The sequence below is a fragment of the Pseudarthrobacter sp. S3 genome (assembly GCF_050156905.1).
Lineage (GTDB): Bacteria > Actinomycetota > Actinomycetes > Actinomycetales > Micrococcaceae > Arthrobacter.
Genome location: NZ_CP189583.1, coordinates 3,106,416 through 3,132,263, shown reverse-complemented (window position 1 = coordinate 3,132,263; position 25,848 = coordinate 3,106,416). Strand labels below are relative to the sequence as shown.

The following is a 25,848-nucleotide window of genomic DNA, read 5'->3' as shown; positions in this document are numbered from 1 at the left end:
TTGTTGTTGGAGGCTTCATCGCCCATTAACGCCGTGTTTCCAGCAGTATTGCACAATGTTTGTTTGAGGCGCCGGAGCGCCGTTCTGCGATGGAGCACAATGGAGCCCATGGGAGCCATAACTGACGTTCCGGGGATTCGGGTAGGACACCAGCAGAAGACCGGCGACGGCTGGCTGACGGGCGTAAGCGTGGTTCTGCCGCCGCCGGGGACAGTCGGTTCCGTGGACGTCCGCGGCGGGGGCCCGGGTACGCATGAGACTGACGCGCTGGACCCCACCACGCTGGTGTCCACCGTGGACGCTGTGGTCCTCACCGGCGGCAGTGCCTACGGGCTCGTCTCCGCCCACGGTGCGCAGAGCTGGTGCGAAGAGAACGGCCGGGGCTTCGCCGTCCCCGGGGGAGTGGTGCCGATCGTCCCCGCCGCCGCCATCTTCGACTTGGGCAGGGGCGGCGACTTCTCTGCGCGCCCGACGCCGGACATGGGCTACGCAGCAACTGTTGCGGCCGCTGCCGAAAAGGACGGGCACGACGTCGGACGCGGCAGTGTGGGCGCCGGCACCGGAGCTCTTATTGGCCGGGGACAGTTCAAGGGCGGAGTGGGTACCGCATCGGTCACGCTCGAGAACGGCGTGGTTGTGGGGGCGCTGGCCGTGGTCAACGCCCTTGGCTTTCCGGTGTCGGACGGGCGGCAGGAGCCGCAACCCTCCGCGCGCTCGGTCGTTCCTCCCCACGAGCCCCCTAACCTCGCAAGCTCGGCCAGGGAACCCGGCTCGCGTGGGCCCACCTTAGACGCGCCGACAGCGTTGAATACGACATTGGTGGTTGTTGCGACTAATGCTGTCTTGGACCCCGCCGAATGCAAGCGGACTGCTTCCGCCGCGCATGCGGGCTTGGCTCGGGCGCTGAACCCTTCGCACACGCTGGCCGACGGGGATACTGTGTTCTGCCTCGCCACTGGCGAGGTGGCGCTGGACCGCAGCACTGAAACTGCCCGGCAGGTGAGTCTCATTTCCCTGCAGAGCGCGGCAGCCGACGTCGTACGCTTGGCGATCCTGGACGGGATTGTGTAACTCGGCATTTTTTGGTAACTGAGTACAGATGTAGTAACGTTGTTTGTTGGTTGTCTGCCCAGCTGTGCCCTGTTTGGGGCCGGAGGCGGTCACCGATCCAACAAAAACGTTCGTGGTCATGTCCGGTGCAATCCGGCAGGGCTGCGGCAACAACAGTTAGCGGAGGGTATGGCCAAGAAGGACGGGGTCATTGAGATCGAAGGCGTTGTGACTGAGGCGCTGCCTAACGCGATGTTTCGCGTTGAGCTGACCAACAAGCACATCGTACTCGCGCACATCTCAGGCAAGATGCGCCAGCACTACATCAGGATTCTCCCAGAGGACCGGGTAGTGGTGGAACTGAGCCCTTATGACCTCACTCGGGGTCGTATCGTCTACCGCTACAAGTAAATTCTGGGCGGCCTCAGCGTGAGCTGAAGGTTGCACCAGTTGACCAACTGCCACACGCAAAGGAACGCCATGAAGGTCAAGCCGAGCGTCAAGCAGATCTGCGAAAAGTGCAAAGTGATCCGCCGTAATGGCCGGGTCATGGTGATCTGCGAGAACCCGCGCCACAAGCAGCGCCAGGGCTAATTTCCCTCCCGAGGGAAATCCTGGGTTGCTAACCCACGCAAGTAAATAAAAGGCAGCACAAGCTGAACTGGGACGTATGAGCCCGGACAGCTAACCCCCGGTCGGAGGCTGGGGCCGCACAGAACGTGCGGGTGTACTGCCTACGACCTCCGGTTTATTCAAGGAGCACTGCCACTATGGCTCGTCTCGCTGGCGTAGACATTCCCCGCGAAAAGCGGTTGGAAATTGCGCTTACTTACATCTACGGCGTGGGCAAGACCCGTGCACACGAAACCCTGGCTGCCACTGGCATCAGCGCTGACGTCCGCGTTAAGGACCTCACCGATACCCAGTTGGTAGAACTTCGTGACTACATTGAAGGCAACTACAAGGTTGAGGGTGACCTTCGCCGCGAAGTAGCAGCTGATATCCGCCGCAAGGTTGAAATCGGCAGCTACGAAGGTATTCGCCACCGTAAGGGCCTGCCAGTGCGCGGACAGCGTACGAAGACGAACGCACGTACCCGTAAGGGTCCGAAGCGCACCGTTGCAGGCAAGAAGAAGGCTCGTTAAGTCCCATTTGCCCCCTAAAATCGCTGGCGCGATTTTAGGTAACCCGGCGAATGAGGGAATAGCGGATCTTTCCCCCAATAACTTTCTGTAGGAGAAAAAATGCCCCCGAAGACTCGTGGCGCGGTTCGCAAGCCGCGTAAGAAGGACAAAAAGAATATCGCGCTGGGCCAGGCGCACATCAAGAGCACTTTTAACAACACCATCGTGTCCATCACGGACCCGAACGGCGCTGTTATCTCTTGGGCTTCCTCAGGTGAGGTTGGCTTCAAGGGCTCACGCAAGTCCACCCCGTTCGCAGCCCAGATGGCTGCCGAAGCTGCTGCCAAGCGTGCGCAGGAGCACGGCATGCGCAAGGTTGACGTTTTCGTCAAGGGACCGGGTTCAGGCCGCGAGACCGCAATCCGCTCGCTGCAGGCCGCTGGCCTGGAGGTTGGCTCCATCCAGGACGTCACCCCCGCAGCGCACAACGGCTGCCGTCCGCCGAAGCGCCGCCGCGTCTAAGGCTTTTCCAGCAGCTTGAGCTTGCCCGGACCGTCAATGGTCCGGGCAAGCCCAGCCGCGTTAAGTCTTCAGACCAAATTTCCACCACCTGTGTTGCGTCATATAGCGGATGCTCGCCGAAAGGAAACCTAAGTGCTCATTGCACAGCGCCCCACCCTCTCCGAAGAGGTCGTCTCCGATAACCGCTCGCGTTTCATCATTGAACCGCTGGAACCGGGCTTCGGCTACACCCTAGGAAACTCCCTCCGCCGTACCCTGCTCTCCTCCATCCCCGGTGCCGCTGTAACCAGCATCCGGATCGATGGCGTGCTGCACGAGTTCACCACGGTTCCGGGTGTCAAGGAAGATGTCACTGAGATCATCCTGAACATCAAGAGCCTCTCGGTTTCCTCCGAGCACGACGAGCCGGTTGTGGCTTACCTGCGCAAGCAGGGCCCCGGAGTCGTCACCGCCGCGGACATCGCTCCGCCGGCCGGCGTCGAATTCCACAACCCGGATCTGCACATTGCCACGCTGAACTCGAAGGGCAAGTTCGAACTCGAACTGACCATCGAGCGCGGCCGCGGCTACGTTTCGGCAGCTCAGAACAAGTCCGGCGACTCCGAGATCGGCCGTATCCCGGTCGACTCGATCTACTCGCCGGTCCTGAAGGTTACTTTCCGCGTGGAAGCAACCCGTGTTGAGCAGCGCACCGACTTCGACAAGCTCATTGTCGACGTCGAGACCAAGCAGGCCATCGCCCCGCGCGATGCTGTTGCTTCCGCAGGTACCACGCTGGTGGAACTCTTCGGTCTGGCCCGCGAGCTGAACACCGCAGCTGAAGGTATCGAGATTGGCCCGTCGCCGACGGATGCTGCCCTGGCAGCAGACATGGCACTGCCGATCGAGGATCTGGACCTCACCGTCCGTTCCTACAACTGCCTCAAGCGTGAGGGCATCCACACCGTGGGTGAACTCGTTGCACGCTCCGAGGCTGACCTCATGGACATCCGTAACTTCGGTGCGAAGTCCATTGACGAGGTCAAGGCAAAGCTGGTTGAACTGGGCCTGTCCCTCAAGGACTCGCCTCCCGGTTTTGACCTCGCAGCACGCGCCGCAGCAATTGAAGAGGACGACGCCGCCTTCGGCGACGACGAACTCTAACAAACAGATCTTGGCCGGCTGGCTGGATGCACCACGGTGTGCGCAGACAACTGGCTTCCATATGAGGAGAAACTATTATGCCTACCCCCGCTAAGGGTCCGCGCCTCGGAGGCGGAGCGGCTCACGAGCGTCTTATGCTCGCGAACCTGTCCGCCGCACTGTTCGAGCACAAGCGGATCACCACCACGGTGACCAAGGCCAAGCGACTGAAGCCCTACGCCGAGCGTCTGGTGACTTTCGCCAAGCGTGGCGACCTGGCTTCCCGCCGCCGTGTACTCGGCCTGATCAGCAACAAGGGCATCGTCCACGAGCTGTTCACCGATATTGCACAGGCAGTGGAGAACCGCAACGGCGGCTACACCCGCATCACCAAGATCGGCAACCGTAAGGGCGACAACGCTCCCATGGCTGTCATCGAACTGGTTCTCGAGCCGGTTTCCGCCAAGCAGGCCGTTGTGGCCGAGGCTACCCAGGCTGCCGCTAAGGCTGCTCCGGTTGCTGAGCCTGTCGAAACCGAGCCTGTCGAAACCGAAGCTGCTGAAGCCAAGTACGCCGGTTCCAAGCCTGCTACGGCTGACAACGTTGCCCCTGAGGGCTTCGAGGTCAAGGGCAACGAGGACTCCATGAAGTACCACGTTCCCGGCTCACGCTGGTACGACGCCACGGTTGCTGAAGTCTGGTTCGACTCTGCTGAGTCCGCCGCAGCCGCAGGTTTCGTGCCTGCCGGTGGCGACGCTGCACAGGCCGTCGAAGCTGAGTAATCAGGCTCTGACGCTCCAGTAGACTTATGTCTATGAACGACCAAAAACCCGCTGCCCCCGTTTTGGGGGGCGGCGGGTTTTTGCGTGTCCGGTTCGATTTATCGTACGACGGCGGCCCCTTCAACGGGTGGGCAGTGCAGCCGGGATTGCGGACAGTCCAGGGCATCCTGGAAGAGGCCCTGGCGTTGTTGATCCGCCGGCCCATCCGGGTCACCGTGGCGGGACGTACCGACGCCGGTGTGCACGCCCGCGGCCAGGTGGTCCACCTGGACCTGACCGAGGCAGAGTGGCTGAAACTGCCGCGCGGGCACGAACTGGATCCCGCCGTCGCGTTCCTTCGGCGGATTCGTGGCGCCCTCAGCAGGGGGTTGGGAGACCTGAGCGGGGCTATCGAGGTCCACCTGGTGTCCCTGGCGCCCGTGGGTTTCGATGCCAGGTTCTCTGCACTCTGGCGGCGCTACAGCTACCGCATCGCGGACGGACCTGCCCTGTGGGATCCGCTCGAACGGTACTTCACGCTCTGGCACCAAAGCCCGCTGGACGTAGACCTGCTGAACGTGGGTGCCATGCAGTTGCTGGGGCTGCAGAACTTCCTGTCCTACTGCAAGCCGCGGGAGGGTGCCACCACCGTCCGTGAGCTGCAGCGCTTCGAGTTCCACCGCAGTGAAGACGGCGTCATTGTGGCCACCGTCCAGGCAGACGCCTTCTGCCACAACATGGTTCGCTCCCTGGTTGGCTCAGCCCTGTTCGTGGGCGAGGGCATCGAGGAGCCGGGCTGGCTGCTTGAGCGGCTGCTGGCCAAAAAGCGGGACGCCAAGTCCGTGCTGGCTGCACCGCACCCGCTGGTCCTTGAGGAAGTGGCTTACCCGTCCGACGACGAGATGCTGGCCCGCGCCGAGCTGACGAGGGCAGTCCGCAAGCATTGAGCTCCGGTGGTTGAGCTCCGACCCATCGACGGGCTCAATCACCGTGGCCGAGCTCAACCAGCGGATTCAACGGGCAGGGTCATGGTGAACGTGCTGCCGCCGCCCAGTGCACTGGCGCAGGCGATGGCCCCGCCGTGGCGTTCCAGGATGGTCTTGGTGATGGCCAGGCCCAGCCCGGCTCCGGGGATGGCCGCGTCCCGGGCAGCCTCGGCGCGGAAGAACCGGCTGAAGACCTTGGCCGCGTCCTCCGGTGCCATGCCCATCCCGGTGTCCTGAATAACCAGCTTGACCCAGTCTTCGGTGCCGGCCGCGCTGATGGTCACGGTGCCGCCGTCGGGGGAGTACTTGATGGCGTTCGACACGAGATTGTCCAGTGCCTGGCCGATCCGGAGCGGGTCGGCGTAGGCCCAGAGCGGGGAGGGCACATCGGCCACCAGCGCCACATCTGCTCGCTCCGCCTGCGCCTGCGCCGAGCCGATGCTGGTCTCCACCAGGCCGGAAATGTCGGTGCGCTTCGGGTGGACGTTCAGGGCGGCGGCGGCCTCGAGCGTCAGGTCCGAGACCAGGGCAAGCAGCCGTTCGGAGTTGCGCTGGACCACTTCCAGCCGCCGGACCGTAACGTCGGGAAGTCCGTCGCTGTCCTCGAGCACCAGGTCAATGTTGCCGAGGATCGAATTCAGCGGCGACCGGAATTCGTGGGAGACGTTCGAGACCAGTTCCTCGTTCGCGGCCATGGCTTCAACCAGCCCCGTGACGTCGTTGTAGACGACCACCGCTCCGGTGAGGCGGCCGGCGTCGTCCATTAACGGCCTGGCGGCGGTGGACACCGCGCGCGGCTGCGGGGCATCGCCGATCCAGACGAGATAGTCCGCAAATGATTCACCCTCGATGGCACGCCGGAGCGGACGCTTGTCCGGCGGCAGGGGAGTCACTTTGTCCTGGGCGAAGACCCGCTGTTCGCTGTGGTCGGCAGGCTCGACGCCGGCGGGTGCAGCGGTCTGCTGCCAACGCCTCATCATATTGTTTGCCAGCAGTTGGTTACCGTTCGAATCGACGGCAATAATGCCGACGTCGGTGGCATCCAGGATGGTCACCAGGAGCTTCTCGCGTTCCCGGCTCGCGGCGAGCAGCTCCCGCAGATCCTGGCCCATGGCTTGTAGCTCGCGCTGCTGGACGCGCATATTGACGCTGGCGAAGCGGATTGCGAGAGAAACAGCAAGCATCACCAGAGGGAAAAGGACAAGTGGAGTAAGGTCCGTTGCCGTGAGGTTGGGCAACTTCGGAGCTGTTGATGGAACCATGATCAGGAGCGGACCCACAGCGCTCAGTACAAGGCTGGTCCGGACCAGCATCCCGGAAGCAGCGAGCCAGATCACCGGAAAAACCACCAGGATTGCCAGTCCCGGCAGGAGCGGCGCGGCGCCGTTGCGTAGGAGTCCTACGGCGAGAAGGTCCAGCACCGGAATGATTAGGTAGGCACTATGGCGCAGGCGCTCCCAGGGAGTCAGGAAACATGCCAGGAAGAGGGCGCCGTGCAGTGCCAGCCCGGCAAGGTAGAAGGGGCTGGACAGCAGGGATGGCCAGCCGAAGGGTGTCATCACGCCAAGGACGGTAACAATCAGGGATAGCGGAAGCTGGCACAAGGCCACTTGGGTGCGGGGACCGAGGTTCCTGAAATAGAGGGCCACCGCCCGGGGCGAGGGACGTCGAGCCATGCGGAATCTCCAACTTTCCTGACGGGCCCCATTCCGTCCCCAATGAAATGATGTCGCCGAATGTCTGAATGCTGAGGTAATCAACCCTCCGAATACTAATGTGCTGCGATGTCATGGTAATTGACTTTCCAAAACTAAATGCAGGAAGGCGTGTCATCCGACGTTCATACTTGTAGCGTATAGAGAGTTGGAGTGGACGAGGGATTAGCGCTGGGCTGATGGGGGCCTCGTTCACCTGGCAACGGGGATATACATGGAAGATCTTGGGGTAGCAGTAGTAATTGAAGACGACGCCGATGTGCGGAACCTCCTGGAGGGGATTCTGCGTCAGGCCGGATTTGAGGTCCATACTGCCGCCGAGGGGCGGGCCGGCGTAGAGGTGGTACGACATAAGAAGGCCCAGGTGGTCACCTTGGACATCGGCCTGCCGGACATTGACGGCTTTGAAGTCCTGCGGCGCATCCGGAATTTCAGTGATGCCTATGTTGTCATGCTGACCGGCCGCACCGAGGAACCCGATCTGCTCTCGGCCCTGAACGCAGGCGCGGATGACTACATCGCCAAGCCCTTCCGGCCTCGTGAGCTCCGAGCAAGGGTTGCAGCGATGATGCGCAGGCCGCGCCATGAAGGCACCAATACACCTCAGCCGGCTTCATGGCCTGAACCTCCGGCCGCGCCGGCAATCTTCACCCAAGCGGGCGTTATCCAACACAACGGGCTCATTCTGAACTACCGGACCCGCACGGTGGTGATTGGTGAGGTCAACCTCGGGCTCACACGCAGCGAATTCGACCTCCTGCACACCTTGCTCCGCGGCGAGGGGGCAGTATGCAGGCGGTCGGATCTGGTGCGTGCGGTCCGGGGCGACCTTTATGAGGCCGATGCCTATATCAGTGAGGCTGACGAGCGGGCTGTGGAAGTCCACGTGGGGAACCTTCGCCGCAAGCTGCGGGAAGATCCGCAGTCACCGCGCTGGCTGCAGACCGTGCGGGGGGTGGGCTACCGGCTCGCACCGAACAGGACCAACCTGCAAGGCTGGCCGGGCGCTGATCACTAGTCGTTCTTGAGGATGTAGCTTGCCTGGAGCTCGGAGACTGTACGCACGCCGTGCTCGGCCACGATTGCCAGCAAGGCCTGGCCATGGACGAAGTCGTTGCGGCGGATTGCGTCCTCCAGACCTTGGGCCAGGGCTGACAACCGGATCCCGCCCACCATGGCGGAGGCGATCCGCAGGCTGATGACGGCGTCCAAGGCAGCAGGGCGGTCCTCAGTGTGGACCGCTGCGGCCAGCCGGCTGAAGCGCAGGTCCCATAAAGACGCGTAATCACGGGCAAATCCAAGGGCAAGTTCCGGGCCGTCCAGTTCTTCTTCCAGCTCCGCCAGGATGTCCGGTTCGACCCAGCGGACGGGTGCGACGCCCGCCTGCGGCTGTCCGGAACGCACGTCCGCAGCAGACCCCGCGGCCAGCGGCTCGGCAGGGACACCCCCGCTGCTGGAAGTGAGTGGTGGACTATCCATGTTTCAAGGCTACTTCCTGTAGTTATGTGAGAGCCCATTTTCAGTAGATCCTGTGGAAACCTTGAGTCATCCTTGACTTCTCGTGGCCGGCGTCACTGCCCGCTGAATGTGACAACAGTGTTGATAACCGCTGGCCCCAGAATGGCAATGAAGAGCACCGGAAAGATAAAGAACAGCAGAGGGAAAAGGATCATCACGGGGAGTTTCATGGCCTTTTCCTCGGCGCGCTGGCGGCGTTTGACGCGCATGACCTTGGCCTGGATCCGCAGCACGCGGCTGATGGCAATGCCGTACGTATCGGCCTGCACGACCGCCTGGACGAAGCTTCGCAGTTCCGGGATGCTGGTCCGCTCAGCCAGTGCCTGGTACGACTCGCGCCGGCTGCGGCCCACCTGCATGTCCTGCAGCGTGCGGACCAGCTCATCGGCCAGCGGTCCCTTGCCGTTTTCGCCGGCGCGGGCCATCGCCCCTTCGAAGCCAAGGCCCGCCTCCACAGAGATCAGCATCTGGTCCAGGGTGTTGGCCAGTTCCAGCTGCATGGCCTTCTGCCGCTCCAGGCCCTTGCTGTACAGCATCAGGTCCGGGATGAAGTAGCCGAGGAACAGGAGGAAGATGCCCGCGAGCTTCATCATGGGCGTGGTGCCGACGGCGGCCAGGTAGAGCCCGAGGGACGCACCCGCCAGGCCGATGGCAATCTTGGCGCCGAGGACCTTTTCCAGTGGCATCGATACCGGCCTGCCGGCAAGTGACAGTAGGCGGTCGAGGAACGCCACGTACGCAGGCGGGGTGAGCCGACGCCCGATGGCTTCGAGCACGCTGGCCCTGGGCGGAGCGCCAATTCCCGAGAGTGCTGCGCCTCGGCTCAACAGCTCAGCGGTGGCCACCCGGCCTCTTTGATCGGCCGTCAGAAGGGACCAGGCCAATCCGGCCACGGGAACGCAGACCAGGACAACGGCCAGGAGAATCATAGGGTTCATCATGTCCTCAGAACTTCAGGTCGATGATCTTGCGCATCCACAGCGCGCCGATGGTCATGAGGACAAACGAGCCGCCGATCATGGCCCAGCCGAGGGGGTGGCTGAACATCGGGTTCATGTAGTTGGGGCTGACCGAAAGCAGCATGCCCACGATTCCGAATGGCATGGCAATGAGGATGTAGGCGGAGAACTTTCCTTCCGCGGCAAGGGCCTTGATGTGGCCCTTGATCTCGCTGCGCTCGCGGATGGTCTCGTTCACCTGGTCCAGGACCTCGGCCAGGTTACCGCCCACTTCGCGGTTGATCTGGATGGCCTGCGAGACCCAGACGAAATCCTCATTCTTCATCCTGAGGGCCGTATCATTGAGGGCTGCGAGCAGGTCACGGCCCAGGCTGGTCTCGGTGATAACGCGCCGCATCTCCTCCGACGTGGGCTTCTGGGATTCCGCCGCGGCGGCGTCGATGGCGCGAAGGATGCTGTGGCCGGCGCGCAAGCCCCCCGAGAGGAGCTGAAGAGTATCGCCCAGCTGGGTATCAAACTTCGCGCGCCGCTTCCCGGCTAGATATCCCAGGACCAGGTGCCCCACGAACGGGGAGAATATTGCCAGCAGCAGCCCCACTAGCGGCCCGACGGTGACAATGCCCACGAGGAATCCCACACACGCGCCGGCGGCCACCAGGATAAAGAATTCGGACTGGCTCAGCCGGAGGCCGGCGATTTCCAGCTGGGTGCGAGAGAAAAGCTGGACGTTGCGTCCGCCCAGGATCCGTTCGGAGGAGGTCACGGCGGACGCTGCGAAGCGAGCAAGCGTGGACGGCGCGTTTGATTCGAACGGACGACGGCGGTCCATCGGCACCTCGGGTGTGCCGGGGACCAGCACCGCGATGCCCAGAAGGCTGACGGCCGCCAGCAGGACGACGATCCCAATGGTGAGAGCGGTCATTTCGTGACCGGGGAGAGGGAACCGGCAAACACAGACGGTGAGACGTGGATGCCGAGGTCTTCGAACCGGTCGATGAACCGTGGCCGGATGCCGGTGGCCACGGGTTTGCCGAGGAACCGGCCATGGGCATCCATCCCGGCAGAGTAGTCGAAAACGAACGCGTCCTGCAGCGTGACGATGTCCCCTTCCATACCCTGGACTTCGGTCACGTGGGTGATGCGGCGGGATCCGTCACGCAGTCGGGAGATCTGGACGATGAGGTTGACGGCGGAGGCGATCTGTTCCCGGATGGCCCGCAGCGGCAGGTCCATGCCGGCCATCAGCACCAGGGTCTCCAGACGGGCCACGGCGTCACGCGGTGAGTTGGAGTGCACGGTGGAAAGGGATCCGTCATGGCCGGTGTTCATGGCCTGCAGCATGTCCAGGGATTCGCCGCCGCGGACCTCGCCCACCACGATGCGGTCCGGCCGCATACGCAGGGAGTTGCGCAGCAGTTCACGGATAGTCACCTCGCCCTTCCCTTCAGTATTTGGGGGACGGCTTTCCAGCCGGACCACGTGCTGCTGCTGGATCTGCAGTTCAACGGCGTCCTCGATGGTGACGATCCGTTCGTCGGCCGGAAGGAAGGAGGACAGGACGTTCAGCAGCGTGGTCTTGCCGGTGCCCGTACCGCCGGAGACGATGATGTTCAGCTTGGCCTTCACACACGCGTCGAGGAGCTCAGCCATCTCCGGGGTCAGCGTGCCGAAGTCAATCAGGTTGCGGACCGTTAGGGGTACCTTGCTGAACTTTCGGATGGTCAGCGATGACCCGCCCACGGACAGGGGCGGGATGACGGCGTTGACGCGGGAACCGTCTTCAAGTCGGGCATCCACCAGCGGCGAGGATTCGTCGATCCGACGCCCCACCTTGGACACGATGCGCTCAATCACCTTGCGCAGGTGCTCTTCGGAGCTGAAGCGCGATTCGGTCAGGGTGAGCTTGCCCTTGCGCTCCACGTAGATCTGGTCCATCCGGTTGACCATAATTTCCGTGACGGCCGGATCGTCCAGCAACCGTTGCAGCGGGCCGTAACCCAGGACGTCGTCGGCGACGTCGCGGACCAGCCGGATGCGTTCCTCCGCGGACAGGGGTACCTGTTCCGCATCGATGATCAGGGTGAGTTCTTCCTTCGCGGTGCGCCGCAGCTCCTGCTCGGTCACTGTAGCGTCGTTGAACCGTGCGCCCATGCGTTCAAAGAGGGCGCTCGCGGCACGGAGTTTCATCGCGGCAAAGACATCCACCGGCTGCACCTTGGGTGCCTGGGGAGCCGGGTCGGGTGAATCGGCATGGGAACGTACGACGGCGGGAGGTTGCGTTCCAGCGGATTCCGCAACCCGCGCCGCGCTCGGGGTGCGGTGGGGCACTGTGGTGCGTACCGCCGTCGTACTGGCCACGGCGGGGTGCACGGCGAGAGACGGTTGTGCGGCCTGGTTCCGGTCCTGGACGGTTTGGATCCGTTCGGAGAGTTTCATTAGATGACCACCCTTCGGTGCAGCTTGCGTTGGGCCTGGGTCCGCCAGACGGGGTTGAAGCGTTCAACCAGCTGTATCAGGCTCTTGACGGCCGGGTCCTTTCTGGATTCCTGAAGGACTGGGATGCCCCGGTTCGTGGACAATGCCACTGCGCGGGACCGGGGAATGCTGATGTCCACGGGGGCGCCGATGGTGGACTCCACGTCCTGGACCGTCAGGCCGGCCTTGGCATCGGCCATGTTGAGGACTACGTGCCGTGACTCCGGCATGATCTCAAGCTGGCGGAGAACCTCCAAGCCGGACCTGAGGCCACGGAGGCTGGGGATGTCCATGGCGCTGACCCACACCACATCGGTGCACTGTTCCAGCGCCGCGATCCCGATCTCGGGGAGGCCGGGCGCGGTATCCAGGACCACGTACTGGAACTCCCGGGCGAGCTGCTCCAGCAGGTGCGTAACCTGCTCGGGCGTGACATGGTCAGCGTCCACCGGATTCGGCGGCGCGCACAGGGCGTATATACCGGCCGGATGGACGGTCAGGAAGGCCTTCAGAACCAAGGAATCCTGGGCCGCCGCCGGGCCGACCGCATCGGTGACGGTGTGCTCGGGATTGAGGTAGAGGCCGGAGGCAACATCGCCGAACTGGAGGTCCAGGTCCACGATCACCACGCTCATGGGGGCGATCTGGCCCAGGCCGATGGCGATGTTGGTGGCGAGGGTGGTTTTGCCGACGCCGCCTTTGGGGGAGAAAACGCCTATGACGAGTCCCTTGCCGCTGTTTTCGGCGGGCGGTGCGCCGAAGGTCCGGTTGCGGGTGGCGAAGGACTGGCAAGCAAGTTCCAAGATTACCCGGATCTCGGCGGCATCCGCGCCGGGGCTCAGGATGTCCCTGATCCCGGCCCGCATGGCGTGCAGGAGGACCGCGGGATCGGCGTCGCTGACCAACACAATGCTGAGGCCGGGCAGTTGAACGTCAAAGACTTTGGCGAATCGCATCGCCTCGTCGGGGGAGATGTCCGGGCCGACGATGAGGACCTCGGGCTGTTCCTGGTTGAGGAGGGCGAACAGCTCCTGCGGCCCGGCGGGCAGGATGTCCGACGCGATGCTCTGCACGGAGCCGCGGAGACCGTGCGCTACGGCCTCGCGGAGTTTGTGGTCGAAGTCGGTGTTGGGGGAGAGGAGGACGAAGCGGCTCATTTGTACACCACTTCCTTGCGCTCGATGCGGGGTCCGTTGTCCTGGGCGTCGAGGGGTTCCTTGGTGAGCCAGATGCGGCCGAATTCGGAGGCGAAAACGATCTTCCCGGCGTCGACGTCGTTGACCGCGACCGTGAGCATTAGTGAGCCCTCCGGGAGGGTGGTGTCCTGAGGGTTGGGTTCACCGGCGGCCGGCTTTTCGGCGGGTTTGGTCTGTGGTGCGCGCTGGACGGCGGTCACCAGGGCCTTGCGGACGGTTAGCTGGCTCGTGTAATCCTCGGGCTTGGCTTTGAAGGCTCCGCCTTCGAACGAGAGGAAGAAGCCGACGTGATCGCCGACGTCGATACGTCCGCCCACAACCCTCTTGGGCTCCACTTCGAACGAGACTTCCTGGAAGCCGGCCGGGACTTTCACAGCGCCCTCGGACTTGACCGCCTCAGGGGCGACAAGGCGTTCGGCGAGGAGCTGCTCACCGGGGATGAGGGCTACGGCGCTGACAGTGCCGGCTTTGTCGTCCAGTGTGCTGAGCGCGGTGTCGGCGACGCCGGCGGCGGGAACTTTTTCGATGACGAGGGACGCAGCCATCTCGTTAACGGGAGTTCCAGCGGGGATGGCGGTCTTGACCACCAGGACATCCGCGGGCTTGGTGGTGGCCAAGGCTCGCTGGTCGGCACCTTGGGCGTAGAAGATGATAAGGAGGGCGCCCACAACCGCCAACGCAATCGCAGCCGTTCCGGCGAGCAGGCGAGACTTCACTGTCAACTCCGTGGTTCTAGGTATTTGCGGGATCAAAGGGTGAGGCGGGCGATGGTGGCGCCATCGGCGTGGACGGGTCCCAAGGTGTAGCCGCTGGCCAGGGAAACGTACTTGACGAATGTTCCGATAATTCCCTTGCACTGGGTTGCTTCCCGGCACTCCAGGGCGGCCGGTACATCTGGAGCCCTGTTTCGAAAGGTATAGGGAAGAGTGCTGCCGCCACTGAACTTCCAGCCCGCCACCTTGAAGGCAGCAAAGGTTGTGAGGCCGTAGACGGCTCCAGCTCCGGTGCCGGTTACGGCGTTGAAAACCGGCAGCAGGAGGATTACCTCCTTGCCGGCAGTGATGTCGGCACCCCAGCCGTTCAGCAGCGCCTCACAGTTTGGCGGAGGGTTGCTGCCAGTGTCTCCGCCAGCGGTGGCTTTGGAGACGTCGATGATCGCCCCGCAGCTTCCGGTGTCCTGCTTCAGGCCTCCGAATCCACCGGGAACCGGAGCGCCTGACGGGCCGTAGTTGCATCCGGGATTCTTCAACTTTCCGTGGAGCTGGAGGAGCTGCATGACGCCGGTCTGGCCCCGGACCTGGCAGACGGAGACTGTAATGGGGAAGGCTGCCGGTCCCTTCAGCGGACTGCCCCACTCCGCCGAAGCCTTGGTCCCGACTTCCTTGGTTGGAACACCGAGGGCGCCCGCGAAGAAGAGGGAGACGGAGTTGTCCGTCCCCCCGGGCTCCTTCGCCGATGTGGTGACGCTGACCTTCTGCGCCGTTTTGTCGAGAGCGATGGAATGGACCTTGCTCATGCCATCCAGGGCGTTCTGGTTTGCGAGGCTGGTGGCGAGGGTCGACGTCGTCGAACATAACGGATCGCTGGCATTCCGGGCGCATTTCTGAGCCACGCCGAGGGCAGCGGCATCTGCGCCGCTCTGAAGCTGAGCGCGTTCGGAGTAGATCACCCCGACGTCGACGGCGATTGCCGCGGATCCTAGGAGGACCACCATGAGGAGTGCCACGATAACCGTGATGGCGCCTCGGTCCGTGGCCTGCGCGTCCCCGGTCAGCCGCCGCAAAGCATGACTCCTTTGCCTGTCATCGGAAACGGGCCAGCGATGCCGGTGATGGTGGACAGGCTGTACTTGATGGTGAGCGTCACCTGGGTGCCCGTGCTGCAGATGGTGGTGCTGAGCGTGACGTCTGACGTTGGAATCGCTGTGCTGACGGACGCTGCCGCATTCCTGGCCGCAGTCTTCGCTCCGGCCGGGTCGTTCGCGATGGCCATGACGCGGGCGCCGTCGCGGGCGGCATTCGTGAGTGTGATCTGGGCGTTGTAGGCCCGGCCGAATTCGATGGTCCCCAGTACCAGCAGCAAGAGGAGGGGCAGCAGGATCGCGAACTCGACGGCGGCTGCCCCGCGTTCATTGTTCTGCATTTCGCTGTGCCCTTCCTGGTCTGTTTCTGGCCTCACGCTGGGCGGGAATGCGACGTGCGGTACAGGTACGCCTCCTGCACCGCACTGAGCGTGGATCCGTCTGTAACGGGGTGTTACGGGGTGGCCGGTGTCGTCGGCGTGATCTTAGTGTCGACGGATTCGAAGAGCCCCGTCAGCGTGCCACCCAGGCTGCTTACGGCCACGATGATGACAACGGCGATGAGTGCGACCATGATGCCGTATTCGACGGCGGTGGCACCCTTCTCGTCGCTGCGAAGACGGATCATGAGGTTCGTGTAGAGAGAAAGCATTTCGTACTCCTGAGCGAGTCGGATGGCTGGCCCTGCACCAGCTCTGAAACGAAGCTAGCAACCCTTGATTCGACGTTGATCGGATCTTGCAGGATCCTGCGTGAACGCTTCCACTGCTGCGCATTTCCTGCGCTTTCCCTTCGCGTCTACTGTGCTGAACCTCGGAGTGGCTCACTGTCCGGGCACACAAACGGACCCCCTCGGTTCTGGGTTCCGAGGGGGTCCGGTATTTGGGGCGCCTTATGGCGCGATGGGTGCGGCTTCAACGCATCAAAATTTGCCTACGAAGTTGTTCATCACATTGATAACAGCAGGCCCAATGATGACGATAAAGAGCACGGGAAGGATGCATAACATCAGTGGAAATAGGACTTTCACCGGCAGTTTCATGGCCTTCTCTTCGGCGCGCTGGCGGCGCTTGACGCGCATTTGCTTAGCCTGCGTGCGAAGGACACCCGCCAGCCCTATGCCATAGGCATCGGCCTGCACTACTGAACGTACGAAGCTACGAAGGTCCGGCACATCAGTTCTCTGCGCCATGGCCAAATATGCGTCTTTGCGGCTTCGCCCCACCTGCAAGTCCTGAAGTGTGCGGACAAGCTCCTCAGCCAGTGGACCCTTGCCATTCTGACCGGCTCTTGCCATTGCCGACTCGAATCCCAATCCTGCCTCGACCGAAATCAGCATTTGGTCCAAGGTGTTGGGCAGTTCCATCTCAATAGCCTTTTGCCGTTCAGCCCCTCGGCCGTGGATCAGAATATCCGGAGTGAAGTAGGCGAGGACCGGGAGCAAGATCGCGAAGAGTAGAGGGAGACCCGTTGGCGACTTCATCACAAACAAGATGCTGAAAAATGCGGCGACGAGTGCCAACATAGGTTTCGCAATCAGTAGCCGTTCCAATGGCACGCGTGCTGGGCGGCCAGCCCTGGCCAGAAGCTTGTCCAGCCAGCCTGCGTACCCCTTGGGCGTGAGGCGAACGCCGAGACCGACTACGCCTCTCGGCTCGCCAGCGTTGGTTCCTTCAGCGGCCAGATGACCTCGCCCAAGGTTGGCTCGGACAGCCGCAATACCATTACGGTCAATGGATATGAACGACCAGACCATCGAAGCAATTGGAACTATGATCAGGCCAACAAGTAGCCATGCCATTGCACTCATAGCGATCCTTCCTAGAACTTGATCTTTACGACGCGGCTGAGCCACCAGGAACCGAGTGCTAGCAGCACCACTGACATTGCGACCATCACCCAGCCGAGCAAATTCGTGTACAGGGCACTCATGTAGTCTGGACTAGCTGTGCTCAAGTAGAGGAACATGCCCACTGGGAGCGCAACCAGAATGTAGGCAGACAGTCTTCCCTCAGCGCTCAGGGACTGAACCTGGCCCTTTATCTCGGACCGTTCGCGGATAGTTTCACCCACATGGTCGAGGACTTCGGCTAGGTCTCCGCCAACTTCGCGATGTATTTCGATGGCTTGTCCTGTCCAATCGAAATCTTCGCTCCTGAGTCGTCTGGCCGCATCCACCATGGAATCCTTGAGATCTCGCCCGAGCCGCGATTCGTTGACCAGTCTGGCAAATTCTTCGGAGGTGGGTGAGTCGGCCTCTTGAGCGACGGCATCAACGGACCGCAAGAGGCTGTGACCGGCGCGCAAGCCACCAGCAAGCATCTGAAGGGTGTCTCCAAGTTGCGATTCAAACCTGGCGCGTCGGCGACTCGCCATGATCCTGAGGAAAAGTGTCGCACCCAGCGGAGTCAGCACTAGAAATAGCAGGCACATGAGAATGCCACCTGCTACAAAGCCAATAAGGCTTGCGGTGACGCCGATACAGCAGACCAAGAGAATAAAATCCGGCTGCCGCATGCGTAATCCAGCCTGCTCAAGCGATTCTCTGGTGCCGAATCTGGCGTTCTTGCTGACCTTGCGGTCCACGAAGGCAACCGCAGCGCCCGTAGCACGAGTTAGGATGGATGGCTCGTTGGTAACGCCGGGCCGCCGCCGCGACAAAGCGATCCCGCCCTTGCCAATGCCTAGTGTGGAAAATAGGAAGATGGCGAGGGCCACAAGCGAGAGGGCGATGCCCAGCACGAAGAAAATGGGGCTACTAGCGGTCACCTGTAACCACCACCCATTTGGACGCTCCCGAATACTGATGGCGAAAGCGCGATGCCCAGCTCGGCGAAGTGATCAACGAACCGCGGCCTGACCCCCGTCGGGATGGGGCGACCCAGGAATCTACCGTTGGCGTCAACGCCCGCACTGTAGTCGAAACAGAAGGCATCCTGGAGGGTAACGATGTCACCTTCCATGCCTTGAACCTCCGTAACATGTGTGACGCGGCGCGTTCCGTCCCTCAGTCGCGAAATGTGGACGATCAGGTTGACCGCCGATGCAATCTGTTCCCGAATGGCTCGCAACGGAAGGTCCATGCCGGCCATGAGGACCAAGGTTTCCAAACGGGCGATGGCGTCCCTGGGCGAATTGGCGTGGACTGTGGAAATCGAACCGTCGTGGCCAGTGTTCATGGCTTGAAGCATGTCCAATGACTCACCGCCTCGGACTTCGCCGATGACAATCCGGTCCGGCCTCATGCGAAGCGAATTTCGAACGAGATCCCTGATGGAGATTTCACCCTTGCCTTCTATGTTGCGCGGCCGGCTTTCGAGTCGCACCACGTGGTCCTGCTGCAATTGGAGCTCTACAGCATCCTCGATCGTTACAATTCGTTCGTCGGCTGGCAGAAACGACGACAAGACATTAAGCAACGTAGTCTTTCCAGTCCCAGTACCACCGGACACAATGATATTGAGTCGGGCGAGGACGCACGCTTGCAGCAACTCCGCCATTTCTGGGCTCAGGGTTCCAAACGAGATCAAGTTGTCAACGGTCAACGGGACATGACTGAATTTTCGAATCGTTAGTGATGATCCGCTTACGGCAAGTGGGGCAATGATCGCGTTAACGCGAGAGCCGTCAGAAAGCCTGGCGTCCACCATCGGCGAGGACTCATCGATGCGCCGCCCTACCTTTGACACGATCCGTTCGATGATCCGGCGCAGATGTTCCTCGGAACTGAATCGGGCATTCGTGAGGAATAACCGGCCGCCACGCTCAACATAAACTTTGTCCGGCCCGTTGACCATAACTTCGGTCACGGCAGCGTCTGCGAGGTACTTCTGCAACGGTCCGAGACCCAGGACGTCGTCGATGATTTCCTGTACGAGGCGCTGGCGTTCGGGAGCACTGAGCGGGATTTCATCTTCGTCGATGATGGCCCGGAGTTCGTCCTTGACGTATTTCTGCAGGTCGGATTCGTCCAGAGAAGCATCAGTAATCCGGCTGCCCATTCGCTCGTAGAGAGCAGCGGCTGCGCGATCCTTGACTGCATTTAGGGCCTCATTCGCGTCGCTGCCAAGGGTGCCTGCGTCGGTTGCTGATCCCTGCGGTGACTCGACTGGAGGTGTTGTCCCTCCGATCCAGGACACATTGGCTGCGGCCCGTCCGGCATTTACGGTGTCATTGCCTCGGGCGGACTCAAGGCGCTTGGCTAGGTTCACTGGACTACTGCCCTTCTATGGAGTTTCTTATGGGGGCGAGCCTCCCAATTGGCGCTGAACCTTTCAACGAGCTGGCGCAGACCCTTTGTTGCCGGATCCCGAGTGCAGTCCTGCAGCAGAGGTACGCCCTTGTTGGTGGAAAATGGAAGGGTCCGCGATCGAGGCAAAACCACGTCGACGGGGCACCCTATAGTGGCCTCAACGTCCTGCAAAGTTAGCCCGGTTCTGCGGTCCGCAAAGTTGAGCACAACGTGACGATTTTCCGGTACCAGGTCAAGTTCGGTCAGGATTCCCAACCCGGTGCGAAGCCCACGAATACTTGGAATATCCATGCCACAAACCCAGACTGCATCCGAGGCGACTTCCAGTGTGGCAAGAACGTGTTCGCCCAGGCCGGGTGCCGAATCAACTACGACGTACCGGAATTCGTTAGCAAGTTGGCTAAGCAATCGACCGACCTGTTCGCCGGAAATCTGATCGGCGTCGGTCGGGCGCAGGGGCGCGCAGAGCGCGTATATGCCAGATGGGTGCAGCGTCAGATAGGACTTCAGCACAACGATGTCCTGGACTGCGGCCCCAACCACCGCATCAGCCAAGGTTCGCTCAGGGTCCAGCATCAGGCCGGATGCAACGTCACCGAACTGGAGATCAAGGTCGACCACCACAACTCCCATGGGTGCTTCCTTGCCCAATCCGACGGCAAGGTTCGTCGCAATGGTCGTCTTGCCCACTCCGCCTTTTGGAGACATGACCGCGATAATACGGCTGCTTCTTGGCCCACCTTCTACCGAGTTGCCCAAGCCACGGCGTCTCCCGGCGGCCGCTAGACTTGCTCGCTCCAGCAACTTGCGGATGGCATCAACATCCGAGGCCGGGTCTAGGAGGTCCCTTATGCCGGCTCGCATAGCGGGAAGTGCGATGTTCTGTTCGGCTGCGGTGACCAGGACCATGCTGATTTCCGGATATTGTAGGTCGAAGAGACTAGCCAACCGGATGGAATCATCAAGTGGAAGTCCCGGCCCGAGCAGGATGACTTCGACGGGATCTCCAGTCAGTACCTGGAGCAGGTCGTCCGGACCCGGCGGCAGGTAGTCAGCAGCGATTGCGTGAAAGGTTCCGTGTAAGCCGGCCGTCGCCTGCCTTACCCGCTTTTCAAATTCCTGATCTGACGTGATCAGCACGTAGCGGCTCATCGGTACAGCTCGGACTTCTTCGCCACGAATGGGGCGCCTTCGATGGTCGTCGACGGCTCCTTCGTCAGCCACAGGGTTCCGAATTGTGCAGCAAGGGCGATCTTTGAAGAATCGGTGTCATTCCGGGCAAACGTCACGATCATTTGCCCCGTCGGAAGCTGAGTATTCGCTTGCTCGGCAGGATCGGTCGTCGTTGTTCCCGTGGATTTAGGCAACGAGCGCTGGACACTCGTCACCAGAACCTTATGAAAGACCTGCTGGCCGGATTCGATGTCGGGGCTGTCCTTTGCCCCACCCTTATCAAGGAGGACGATGATTCCAACAGTATCTCCCGCCGCAATCCGACCGCCCACCACGCGCTGGGCGTCCAACTGAACCGAAATTTCCTGCATACCGTCGGGAACAGCTACGGAACCAGGAGCAGACAGCGTAGCCGGATCCGCAAGGCGCGCTCCCAAAAGCGCTTCTCCTGGTATGAGTTCGACTGCCGCGACTTTTCCGTTAAGTCCGTCAAGGCTTTTCAGTGCCCCGCTGGGCACAGAGTCGGCTGGCAGGGATGTGAGTTTGGTGGCTGCCTTGATCACTTCAAGGTCAGCACCCTGTGGGACCTGTTTCTGTACCACTAAGACGTCGACTGGCTTCAGGCCTTCTTGGGCCCTGGCCTCAGATCCTTGAACGTATGAGACTAGAAGCAGTGTGCCAACTATTGCGAGCACAAGTGCAACGATGCCTCCCAGTAGGCGAGTTTTCACTTTGACTTTCTCCTTTTCTTTCCTGCATGAGTTCACTTCTTGAGCCGTCTACCTTCACTGCGGAAGCACGGTCACTTACTCAGCGCCACACCTATCGCGCCATAAGTGGTAGGGCCTTTCAGGGTCGCTGCTTCGGCTAAAGTGACCTTCTTTATGAATTTGCCGTAGATCCCGGTGTCAGAATTACCTAGTCCCAAGGAGTTCTTCAGGGCAGTGGCGTCGGGTGGCATATAGTCGCCACCACCACCGATGAAGTGCCAGCCCTTTAGTTCGATCTGTGAAAAGGCTTCGATTCGGAATACCTTCGCAGTTGCCGGGTAGGTAGAAGCGGCGCAGACATTGATGCCTGTGTATTTCTTTATAGGGCATGCCGTGTCAAAAATTGGAATCAATATTTCGACCGCCTTACCCGCTTTGATTTGCTTCTCATAGTCGGCAAAAGTCGACAGGCAAGTCGAATCAAAGTTGCCGCCTTCGCTTTGTAGAACCCACGGATGAGTCACGTCGACGTGAACCGTGCATTGTGAAGTGTCATTCTTCAGCCAACCGAACCCGCCGGGAACTTCAGAACCGGATGACGACTTGTGGGCGCATTTGTAGCCAGGTGCGAGGCCATGCTCAGGAAAGAACTGCAGGACACCTACTGTTGATGGCCCGGCTTCGCATTGTGAAAAGGCAAGCGGGATGACATCCGCAGCGGAGTATCCACCGAAGACGGCTTGAGAAGATGCGCCGATGTCTGCCGTATCGATGCCCAAAACACGGGCAAAGACGAGGGAAAAGTGGTTGTTATTGGCGGTATCCCGGGCTTGAGTGGTGACGTCGACGGTTCCCGAGCTGAGGTTTACCGACGCAACCGGAACATTGCTGACGCCGTCCAAGGCGTTATCACCTGCGAGTGCCGTCGCTGCATCTTTCGGAGCTAGACAGTCGGTTGACGACGCATTGTCCGCGCACGCTTTCGCTATTGCTAGCGCCGAAGAGTCAGCGCCGTTTTGCAGTTGCGCGTGCTCGGAGTACATCATCGCTGTATCGACGGCGAAGGCCGTCATTCCGAGCAGCGCTACCATGAGAATGGCAGCTAGAGGTGCAATCACGCCACGCTCATCGGACGAACCACTTCGTGGGATGCTGATTATCCTCCGCATCGCATTACTCCTCGTCCAGTCAGCGTAAACGGCTTGTCGGTTTTGATCAGCTTGTCGAGACCAGTTATGAAACCAGTTGGAAAAGTGACGGTGCTTATAGCGTTGACGCCGGCACCACACTTTGTAGCTGCTGATCCGTCAGGATTCTTGTAAGAAATACCCACATTTGCGGGGGACAGGGCCACCGAAGGCGCGGCGGCGACACCGGCTGCTTGGGCGGCGTCGGGGGTAAACCCGGCTGTGGTGCCATGGACCGCTGCATAACGGGCGGATTCCCGGGCCGCCTCTGAGAGCGAAACCTGGATGTTGAATGCCCGACCGAACTCGAAAATACCGAGAACAAGTACGAGGAAAATAGGGATTATCAGGGCGGCTTCCACCGCGACGGCGCCTCTTTCTTTGCCCGATGACGGCTTTCCGGCTTTCCGGAGCCTGATGAACATCACAGGCCAGCTATCACGGCTTCAAACCCGGGCAGCAACTGCCCCCCGAGCGTTCCGACAACACCGATGATTGCCGTTGCAATAAAGGCGATCAGCAGACTGTACTCAACCGCGGTTGCGCCAGCCTCGCCGCGAATGCGGTCGCTCCATCTGGCAGTGGATCTGCACAGCTTGACTACTCGAGTGAACATGAGACTTGGCACAACCCCTCTTGAATTGATGCGTGCTAGAGATGCAGAAAGCCCAGGCGTGGAGCGGTGGCTGTGGAATCGACGCTCCATGTGCCGCCGCCCCACCCCTGAGCTTCCGCGAAAACTCTTTAGGCGGCGGCGGGCAGTGCCTTCACGATTGTGTCGAATGCCGTGTTAATCTGGCCGCCAAGGGTTACGACCGTGCCGATGATGACGGCTGCGATGAGCGCGACGAGCAGGCCGTACTCAACTGCGGTTGCGCCCTTTTCCGAGTCGAGGCGATCCTTGACGCCGGCAACAAAAGCCATCATTGAGACCATGAGAGAAGTCATTTTAGTTTCCTTAATTCGATGAAAGTGATTTTTTTGATATTTCAACGAATTTCCAGCTCCCCCCATAATTCCTAGCGGTTGCTGGACTTCGCTAAGAAGAGATTGTCATTGGGGGTTCTCGGCAACAATGCGTAGTCGTACTCGACTTTTTCAGGGGCTTTTTCCAGGCGTACTCGGAACCTATACGGGAGTACTCAGATTGATGGACGGATCCATGCGCGGCTACTTGGATTACTGTTGCGCGGGCAGCCTGAGGATTACGGTTTTGTCCGATCCCAGGACTAGAAAAAAAAGAGCCCGATGCCGACGGCGGCGCCAATCATCGATGGTCCATGAGCCACTTCTGCGGTGCGTCCTTTGCGGTTACGTGCCACGACGAGCACGGTCACCACGCCGTTCAGAATGAACCCGAGCAGGCCGCCGTAGAGGAGTTGGCTCCAGCCTAAGTACCCCAAGTAGAGGCCCACGGGAGCGGCGAGCTTTACGTCGCCCATTCCGAGGCCCGCCGGCGAAATTAACGCCAGAATCAGGTAGATGACGAAGAGAATTGCGGCGCCGGCCACTGCCCGAAGGAGGTTAGCCCACTGTTCCCCGCCAAAGGTGGCTCCCAGGAGGCACAAGAGCCCCCCTGTCAATAGGGAAAGAACCACGGGGTTCGGCAGCAAATGGAGCGAGACATCTATTCTCGCTAGCTGCACACCAAGAACGGCAAGGAGTAGGAATGCCGGCAATCCCGGGTCAGCACCGAACCGGAACGCGAAGGCTGCACAGAGAGTGGCGGTGATCATCGCCGTCGTGATCCTTGCGCGCAGGCCAGGCAGGGGACCGACGCGGGGGAGGAGTTTGGCAATCAGCAGCTCGGCCAACGGTGAGAGAATGAGTCCTAAGAAGCCGATGACGGCCACGAACAGTGGTCCGGCTGAGCCGGCGTCGCCCCAAGAAGTCACTGCATCCCCTTCTTACGTCGTGCCGGCAGAGTAGTGGATGAGCGGCCGGCTACCCCATTTTGCCTCACTTTGACCCCGAGGCCCGGTTCAAGCTAATATTGGTAGTCGTTGTGCGTGTCCTTTCTCGATGATGCGTGCCCGCTTGAGAATCCGGTTGCAGGATAACTACTCAACGTGCACATTCGAGACCCCAGGATCACTGGTTACATAGAGCCCTCACCTCTGTTCCGGTAGCGCATAGATAGTAGGTGCACACGCTTGAGTGACACCTAAACAAGAACGCCAGAACAAGAACGAGGCAAAAACCGTGCGTACGTACACCCCGAAGCCCGGCGATATCAACCGCCAGTGGCACGTCATTGACGCCACAGACGTTGTCCTTGGTCGTCTCGCGAGCCAGACCGCAATCCTGCTGCGCGGCAAGCACAAGGCCACCTTTGCGTCCCATATGGACATGGGCGACTTCGTCATCATCATCAACGCTGAGAAGGTCGCCCTCACCGGCGCCAAGCTCGAGCAGAAGCGCGCATACCGCCACTCCGGCTACCCGGGCGGCCTGACCTCCGTCAACTACGCGGAACTCCTGGAATCCAACCCGGTCCGCGCCGTTGAGAAGGCCATCAAGGGCATGCTCCCCAAGAACTCCCTCGCTGCACAGCAGCTGGGCAAGCTGAAGGTGTACCGCGGTGCAGAGCACCCGCACGCCGCCCAGCAGCCCAAGACGTTCGAAATTTCCCAGGTCGCCCAGTAGTCCTGGCCACCAAACAACTTATCTATACAAGGAGAATCGTGGCTCAGAACGAAGAGACCACCGAGGCCGTTGTGGCTGAGGAAAACCTGACCAGCTACACCTCGGAGAGCGGTCCTGCGGAAGCAGAAGCGCCCAAGAAGGAGCGCCCGGCACTGACCGTTGCCGGCGCCGCAGTTGGCCGTCGCAAGGAAGCTGTTGCCCGCGTGCGCATCGTCCCCGGCACCGGCAAGTGGACCATCAACGGCCGCGCGCTGGACAACTACTTCCCGAACAAGCTGCACCAGCAGGACGTCAACGAGCCCTTCAAGATCCTCGATCTTGACGGCGCCTACGACGTCATCGCCCGCATCCACGGTGGCGGCATCTCCGGCCAGGCCGGTGCCCTGCGCCTCGGCATCGCCCGTTCACTCAACGAGATCGACACCGAGAACAACCGCGCCACCCTGAAGAAGGCCGGTTACCTGCGCCGTGACGCACGCGTCATCGAGCGTAAGAAGGCCGGTCTCAAGAAGGCCCGTAAGGCTCAGCAGTACTCCAAGCGCTAAATCCGCTTACACAGAAGCCCGTCCCGCCATTGGCGGGGCGGGCTTCGGCCGTTAACGCGGCGCCCCCGTCCGTTGAAGCTGGAGTCACGCTGACCAGCCGGTTCAA

At 61.2% G+C, this 25,848-nt stretch carries 31 protein-coding genes; 11 read left to right on the top strand and 20 right to left on the bottom strand.

Annotated features, from left to right (window positions below; translation table 11 throughout):
• Positions 1-108 precede the first annotated feature (108 nt).
• From ACQCSV_RS14970 to ACQCSV_RS14935, 8 genes are all read left to right on the top strand, one after another.
• Complete coding sequence (locus ACQCSV_RS14970; protein ID WP_354153322.1) at positions 109-1,071, top strand: P1 family peptidase; 963 nt, start codon at positions 109-111, stop codon at positions 1,069-1,071.
• A gap of 168 nt (positions 1,072-1,239) precedes the next feature.
• Positions 1,240-1,461 carry a translation initiation factor IF-1 gene (gene infA / locus ACQCSV_RS14965; RefSeq protein ID WP_009358723.1) on the top strand — a complete coding sequence of 74 codons (222 nt, stop codon included), beginning with the start codon at positions 1,240-1,242 and terminating at the stop codon, positions 1,459-1,461.
• A gap of 69 nt (positions 1,462-1,530) precedes the next feature.
• Positions 1,531-1,644 (top strand): 50S ribosomal protein L36, encoded by a 114-nt coding sequence (rpmJ, locus tag ACQCSV_RS14960; protein ID WP_009358722.1) that lies wholly within the window; start codon positions 1,531-1,533, stop codon positions 1,642-1,644.
• A 176-nt stretch (positions 1,645-1,820) separates the two neighbouring features.
• The gene (rpsM, locus tag ACQCSV_RS14955; protein WP_066293239.1) at positions 1,821-2,195 is read left to right on the top strand and encodes a 30S ribosomal protein S13; all 375 of its coding nucleotides are present in this window, start codon (positions 1,821-1,823) and stop codon (positions 2,193-2,195) included.
• 99 nt (positions 2,196-2,294) lie between these two features.
• A complete protein-coding gene (gene rpsK, locus ACQCSV_RS14950; RefSeq protein ID WP_018769149.1) occupies positions 2,295-2,696 on the top strand; it encodes a 30S ribosomal protein S11 in 402 nt (133 codons plus the stop codon).
• Positions 2,697-2,828: 132 nt separating this feature from the next.
• Positions 2,829-3,839 (top strand): DNA-directed RNA polymerase subunit alpha, encoded by a 1,011-nt coding sequence (locus ACQCSV_RS14945; RefSeq protein ID WP_056344331.1) that lies wholly within the window; start codon positions 2,829-2,831, stop codon positions 3,837-3,839.
• Positions 3,840-3,916: 77 nt separating this feature from the next.
• On the top strand, positions 3,917-4,600 hold the full coding sequence (rplQ, locus tag ACQCSV_RS14940) for a 50S ribosomal protein L17 (RefSeq protein WP_426938708.1): 684 nt from the start codon (positions 3,917-3,919) through the stop codon (positions 4,598-4,600).
• A gap of 32 nt (positions 4,601-4,632) precedes the next feature.
• Positions 4,633-5,526 carry a tRNA pseudouridine synthase A gene (locus tag ACQCSV_RS14935; RefSeq protein WP_354222853.1) on the top strand — a complete coding sequence of 298 codons (894 nt, stop codon included), beginning with the start codon at positions 4,633-4,635 and terminating at the stop codon, positions 5,524-5,526.
• A 53-nt stretch (positions 5,527-5,579) separates the two neighbouring features.
• Here ACQCSV_RS14935 and ACQCSV_RS14930 read toward each other — a convergent pair whose 3' ends face one another.
• Positions 5,580-7,241: a sensor histidine kinase gene (locus ACQCSV_RS14930; RefSeq protein WP_426938707.1), complete on the bottom strand. Its 1,662-nt coding sequence runs from the start codon at positions 7,239-7,241 to the stop codon at positions 5,580-5,582.
• Between the two features lie 253 nt (positions 7,242-7,494).
• On the opposite strand from ACQCSV_RS14930, the gene ACQCSV_RS14925 reads away from it, so the two are divergent.
• Complete coding sequence (locus ACQCSV_RS14925) at positions 7,495-8,298, top strand: response regulator transcription factor (protein ID WP_426938706.1); 804 nt, start codon at positions 7,495-7,497, stop codon at positions 8,296-8,298.
• Here the strand turns inward: ACQCSV_RS14925 and ACQCSV_RS14920 are convergent.
• The 19 genes from ACQCSV_RS14920 to ACQCSV_RS14830 form a co-directional block, all read right to left on the bottom strand.
• The gene (locus ACQCSV_RS14920) at positions 8,295-8,759 is read right to left on the bottom strand and encodes an Hpt domain-containing protein (protein ID WP_426938705.1); all 465 of its coding nucleotides are present in this window, start codon (positions 8,757-8,759) and stop codon (positions 8,295-8,297) included. The two genes, ACQCSV_RS14925 and ACQCSV_RS14920, sit on opposite strands and share 4 nt — an antisense overlap.
• Positions 8,760-8,851: 92 nt before the next feature.
• Positions 8,852-9,736: a type II secretion system F family protein gene (locus ACQCSV_RS14915; RefSeq protein WP_426939573.1), complete on the bottom strand. Its 885-nt coding sequence runs from the start codon at positions 9,734-9,736 to the stop codon at positions 8,852-8,854.
• A 7-nt stretch (positions 9,737-9,743) separates the two neighbouring features.
• Positions 9,744-10,679 carry a type II secretion system F family protein gene (locus tag ACQCSV_RS14910; RefSeq protein ID WP_354153327.1) on the bottom strand — a complete coding sequence of 312 codons (936 nt, stop codon included), beginning with the start codon at positions 10,677-10,679 and terminating at the stop codon, positions 9,744-9,746.
• Entirely contained in the window at positions 10,676-12,193 is a 1,518-nt protein-coding gene (locus tag ACQCSV_RS14905; RefSeq protein WP_354153328.1) for a CpaF family protein, read from the bottom strand. Before ACQCSV_RS14905 ends, ACQCSV_RS14910 begins: the two co-directional genes overlap by 4 nt.
• A complete protein-coding gene (locus ACQCSV_RS14900) occupies positions 12,193-13,389 on the bottom strand; it encodes an AAA family ATPase (RefSeq protein WP_426938704.1) in 1,197 nt (398 codons plus the stop codon). Before ACQCSV_RS14900 ends, ACQCSV_RS14905 begins: the two co-directional genes overlap by 1 nt.
• Positions 13,386-14,144 (bottom strand): Flp pilus assembly protein CpaB, encoded by a 759-nt coding sequence (gene cpaB, locus ACQCSV_RS14895; protein WP_426938703.1) that lies wholly within the window; start codon positions 14,142-14,144, stop codon positions 13,386-13,388. Before cpaB (ACQCSV_RS14895) ends, ACQCSV_RS14900 begins: the two co-directional genes overlap by 4 nt.
• Positions 14,145-14,176: 32 nt before the next feature.
• Positions 14,177-15,211, bottom strand: a complete 1,035-nt coding sequence (locus tag ACQCSV_RS14890; protein WP_426938702.1) for a pilus assembly protein TadG-related protein — start codon at positions 15,209-15,211, stop codon at positions 14,177-14,179.
• Complete coding sequence (locus tag ACQCSV_RS14885; RefSeq protein WP_426938701.1) at positions 15,199-15,570, bottom strand: TadE/TadG family type IV pilus assembly protein; 372 nt, start codon at positions 15,568-15,570, stop codon at positions 15,199-15,201. The genes ACQCSV_RS14890 and ACQCSV_RS14885 overlap by 13 nt, the downstream gene beginning before the upstream one ends.
• A gap of 113 nt (positions 15,571-15,683) precedes the next feature.
• Entirely contained in the window at positions 15,684-15,881 is a 198-nt protein-coding gene (locus ACQCSV_RS14880) for a Flp family type IVb pilin (RefSeq protein WP_426938700.1), read from the bottom strand.
• Between the two features lie 270 nt (positions 15,882-16,151).
• Complete coding sequence (locus ACQCSV_RS14875; protein ID WP_426938699.1) at positions 16,152-17,039, bottom strand: type II secretion system F family protein; 888 nt, start codon at positions 17,037-17,039, stop codon at positions 16,152-16,154.
• An 11-nt stretch (positions 17,040-17,050) separates the two neighbouring features.
• Complete coding sequence (locus ACQCSV_RS14870; protein WP_426938698.1) at positions 17,051-17,998, bottom strand: type II secretion system F family protein; 948 nt, start codon at positions 17,996-17,998, stop codon at positions 17,051-17,053.
• Positions 17,995-19,440, bottom strand: coding sequence for a CpaF family protein (locus tag ACQCSV_RS14865; protein ID WP_426938697.1), 1,446 nt, complete (start codon positions 19,438-19,440; stop codon positions 17,995-17,997). Before ACQCSV_RS14865 ends, ACQCSV_RS14870 begins: the two co-directional genes overlap by 4 nt.
• Positions 19,437-20,633: an AAA family ATPase gene (locus ACQCSV_RS14860; protein ID WP_426938696.1), complete on the bottom strand. Its 1,197-nt coding sequence runs from the start codon at positions 20,631-20,633 to the stop codon at positions 19,437-19,439. Before ACQCSV_RS14860 ends, ACQCSV_RS14865 begins: the two co-directional genes overlap by 4 nt.
• The gene (gene cpaB / locus ACQCSV_RS14855; RefSeq protein ID WP_426938695.1) at positions 20,630-21,385 is read right to left on the bottom strand and encodes a Flp pilus assembly protein CpaB; all 756 of its coding nucleotides are present in this window, start codon (positions 21,383-21,385) and stop codon (positions 20,630-20,632) included. Before cpaB (ACQCSV_RS14855) ends, ACQCSV_RS14860 begins: the two co-directional genes overlap by 4 nt.
• Before the next feature lie 71 nt (positions 21,386-21,456).
• Complete coding sequence (locus tag ACQCSV_RS14850; protein ID WP_426938694.1) at positions 21,457-22,482, bottom strand: pilus assembly protein TadG-related protein; 1,026 nt, start codon at positions 22,480-22,482, stop codon at positions 21,457-21,459.
• 38 nt (positions 22,483-22,520) lie between these two features.
• Positions 22,521-22,976 (bottom strand): TadE/TadG family type IV pilus assembly protein, encoded by a 456-nt coding sequence (locus ACQCSV_RS14845; protein WP_426939572.1) that lies wholly within the window; start codon positions 22,974-22,976, stop codon positions 22,521-22,523.
• Positions 22,976-23,167, bottom strand: a complete 192-nt coding sequence (locus ACQCSV_RS14840; protein ID WP_426938693.1) for a Flp family type IVb pilin — start codon at positions 23,165-23,167, stop codon at positions 22,976-22,978. Before ACQCSV_RS14840 ends, ACQCSV_RS14845 begins: the two co-directional genes overlap by 1 nt.
• A gap of 128 nt (positions 23,168-23,295) precedes the next feature.
• A complete protein-coding gene (locus ACQCSV_RS14835) occupies positions 23,296-23,499 on the bottom strand; it encodes a Flp family type IVb pilin (protein WP_426938692.1) in 204 nt (67 codons plus the stop codon).
• 281 nt (positions 23,500-23,780) lie between these two features.
• Positions 23,781-24,446: a prepilin peptidase gene (locus ACQCSV_RS14830; RefSeq protein WP_426938691.1), complete on the bottom strand. Its 666-nt coding sequence runs from the start codon at positions 24,444-24,446 to the stop codon at positions 23,781-23,783.
• A gap of 307 nt (positions 24,447-24,753) precedes the next feature.
• On the opposite strand from ACQCSV_RS14830, the gene rplM reads away from it, so the two are divergent.
• Both rplM and rpsI read left to right on the top strand, forming a co-directional pair.
• Positions 24,754-25,197, top strand: coding sequence for a 50S ribosomal protein L13 (rplM, locus tag ACQCSV_RS14825; protein ID WP_058931751.1), 444 nt, complete (start codon positions 24,754-24,756; stop codon positions 25,195-25,197).
• Between the two features lie 38 nt (positions 25,198-25,235).
• Entirely contained in the window at positions 25,236-25,742 is a 507-nt protein-coding gene (rpsI, locus tag ACQCSV_RS14820) for a 30S ribosomal protein S9 (RefSeq protein WP_426938690.1), read from the top strand.
• The last annotated feature ends 106 nt before the right edge of the window (positions 25,743-25,848 follow it).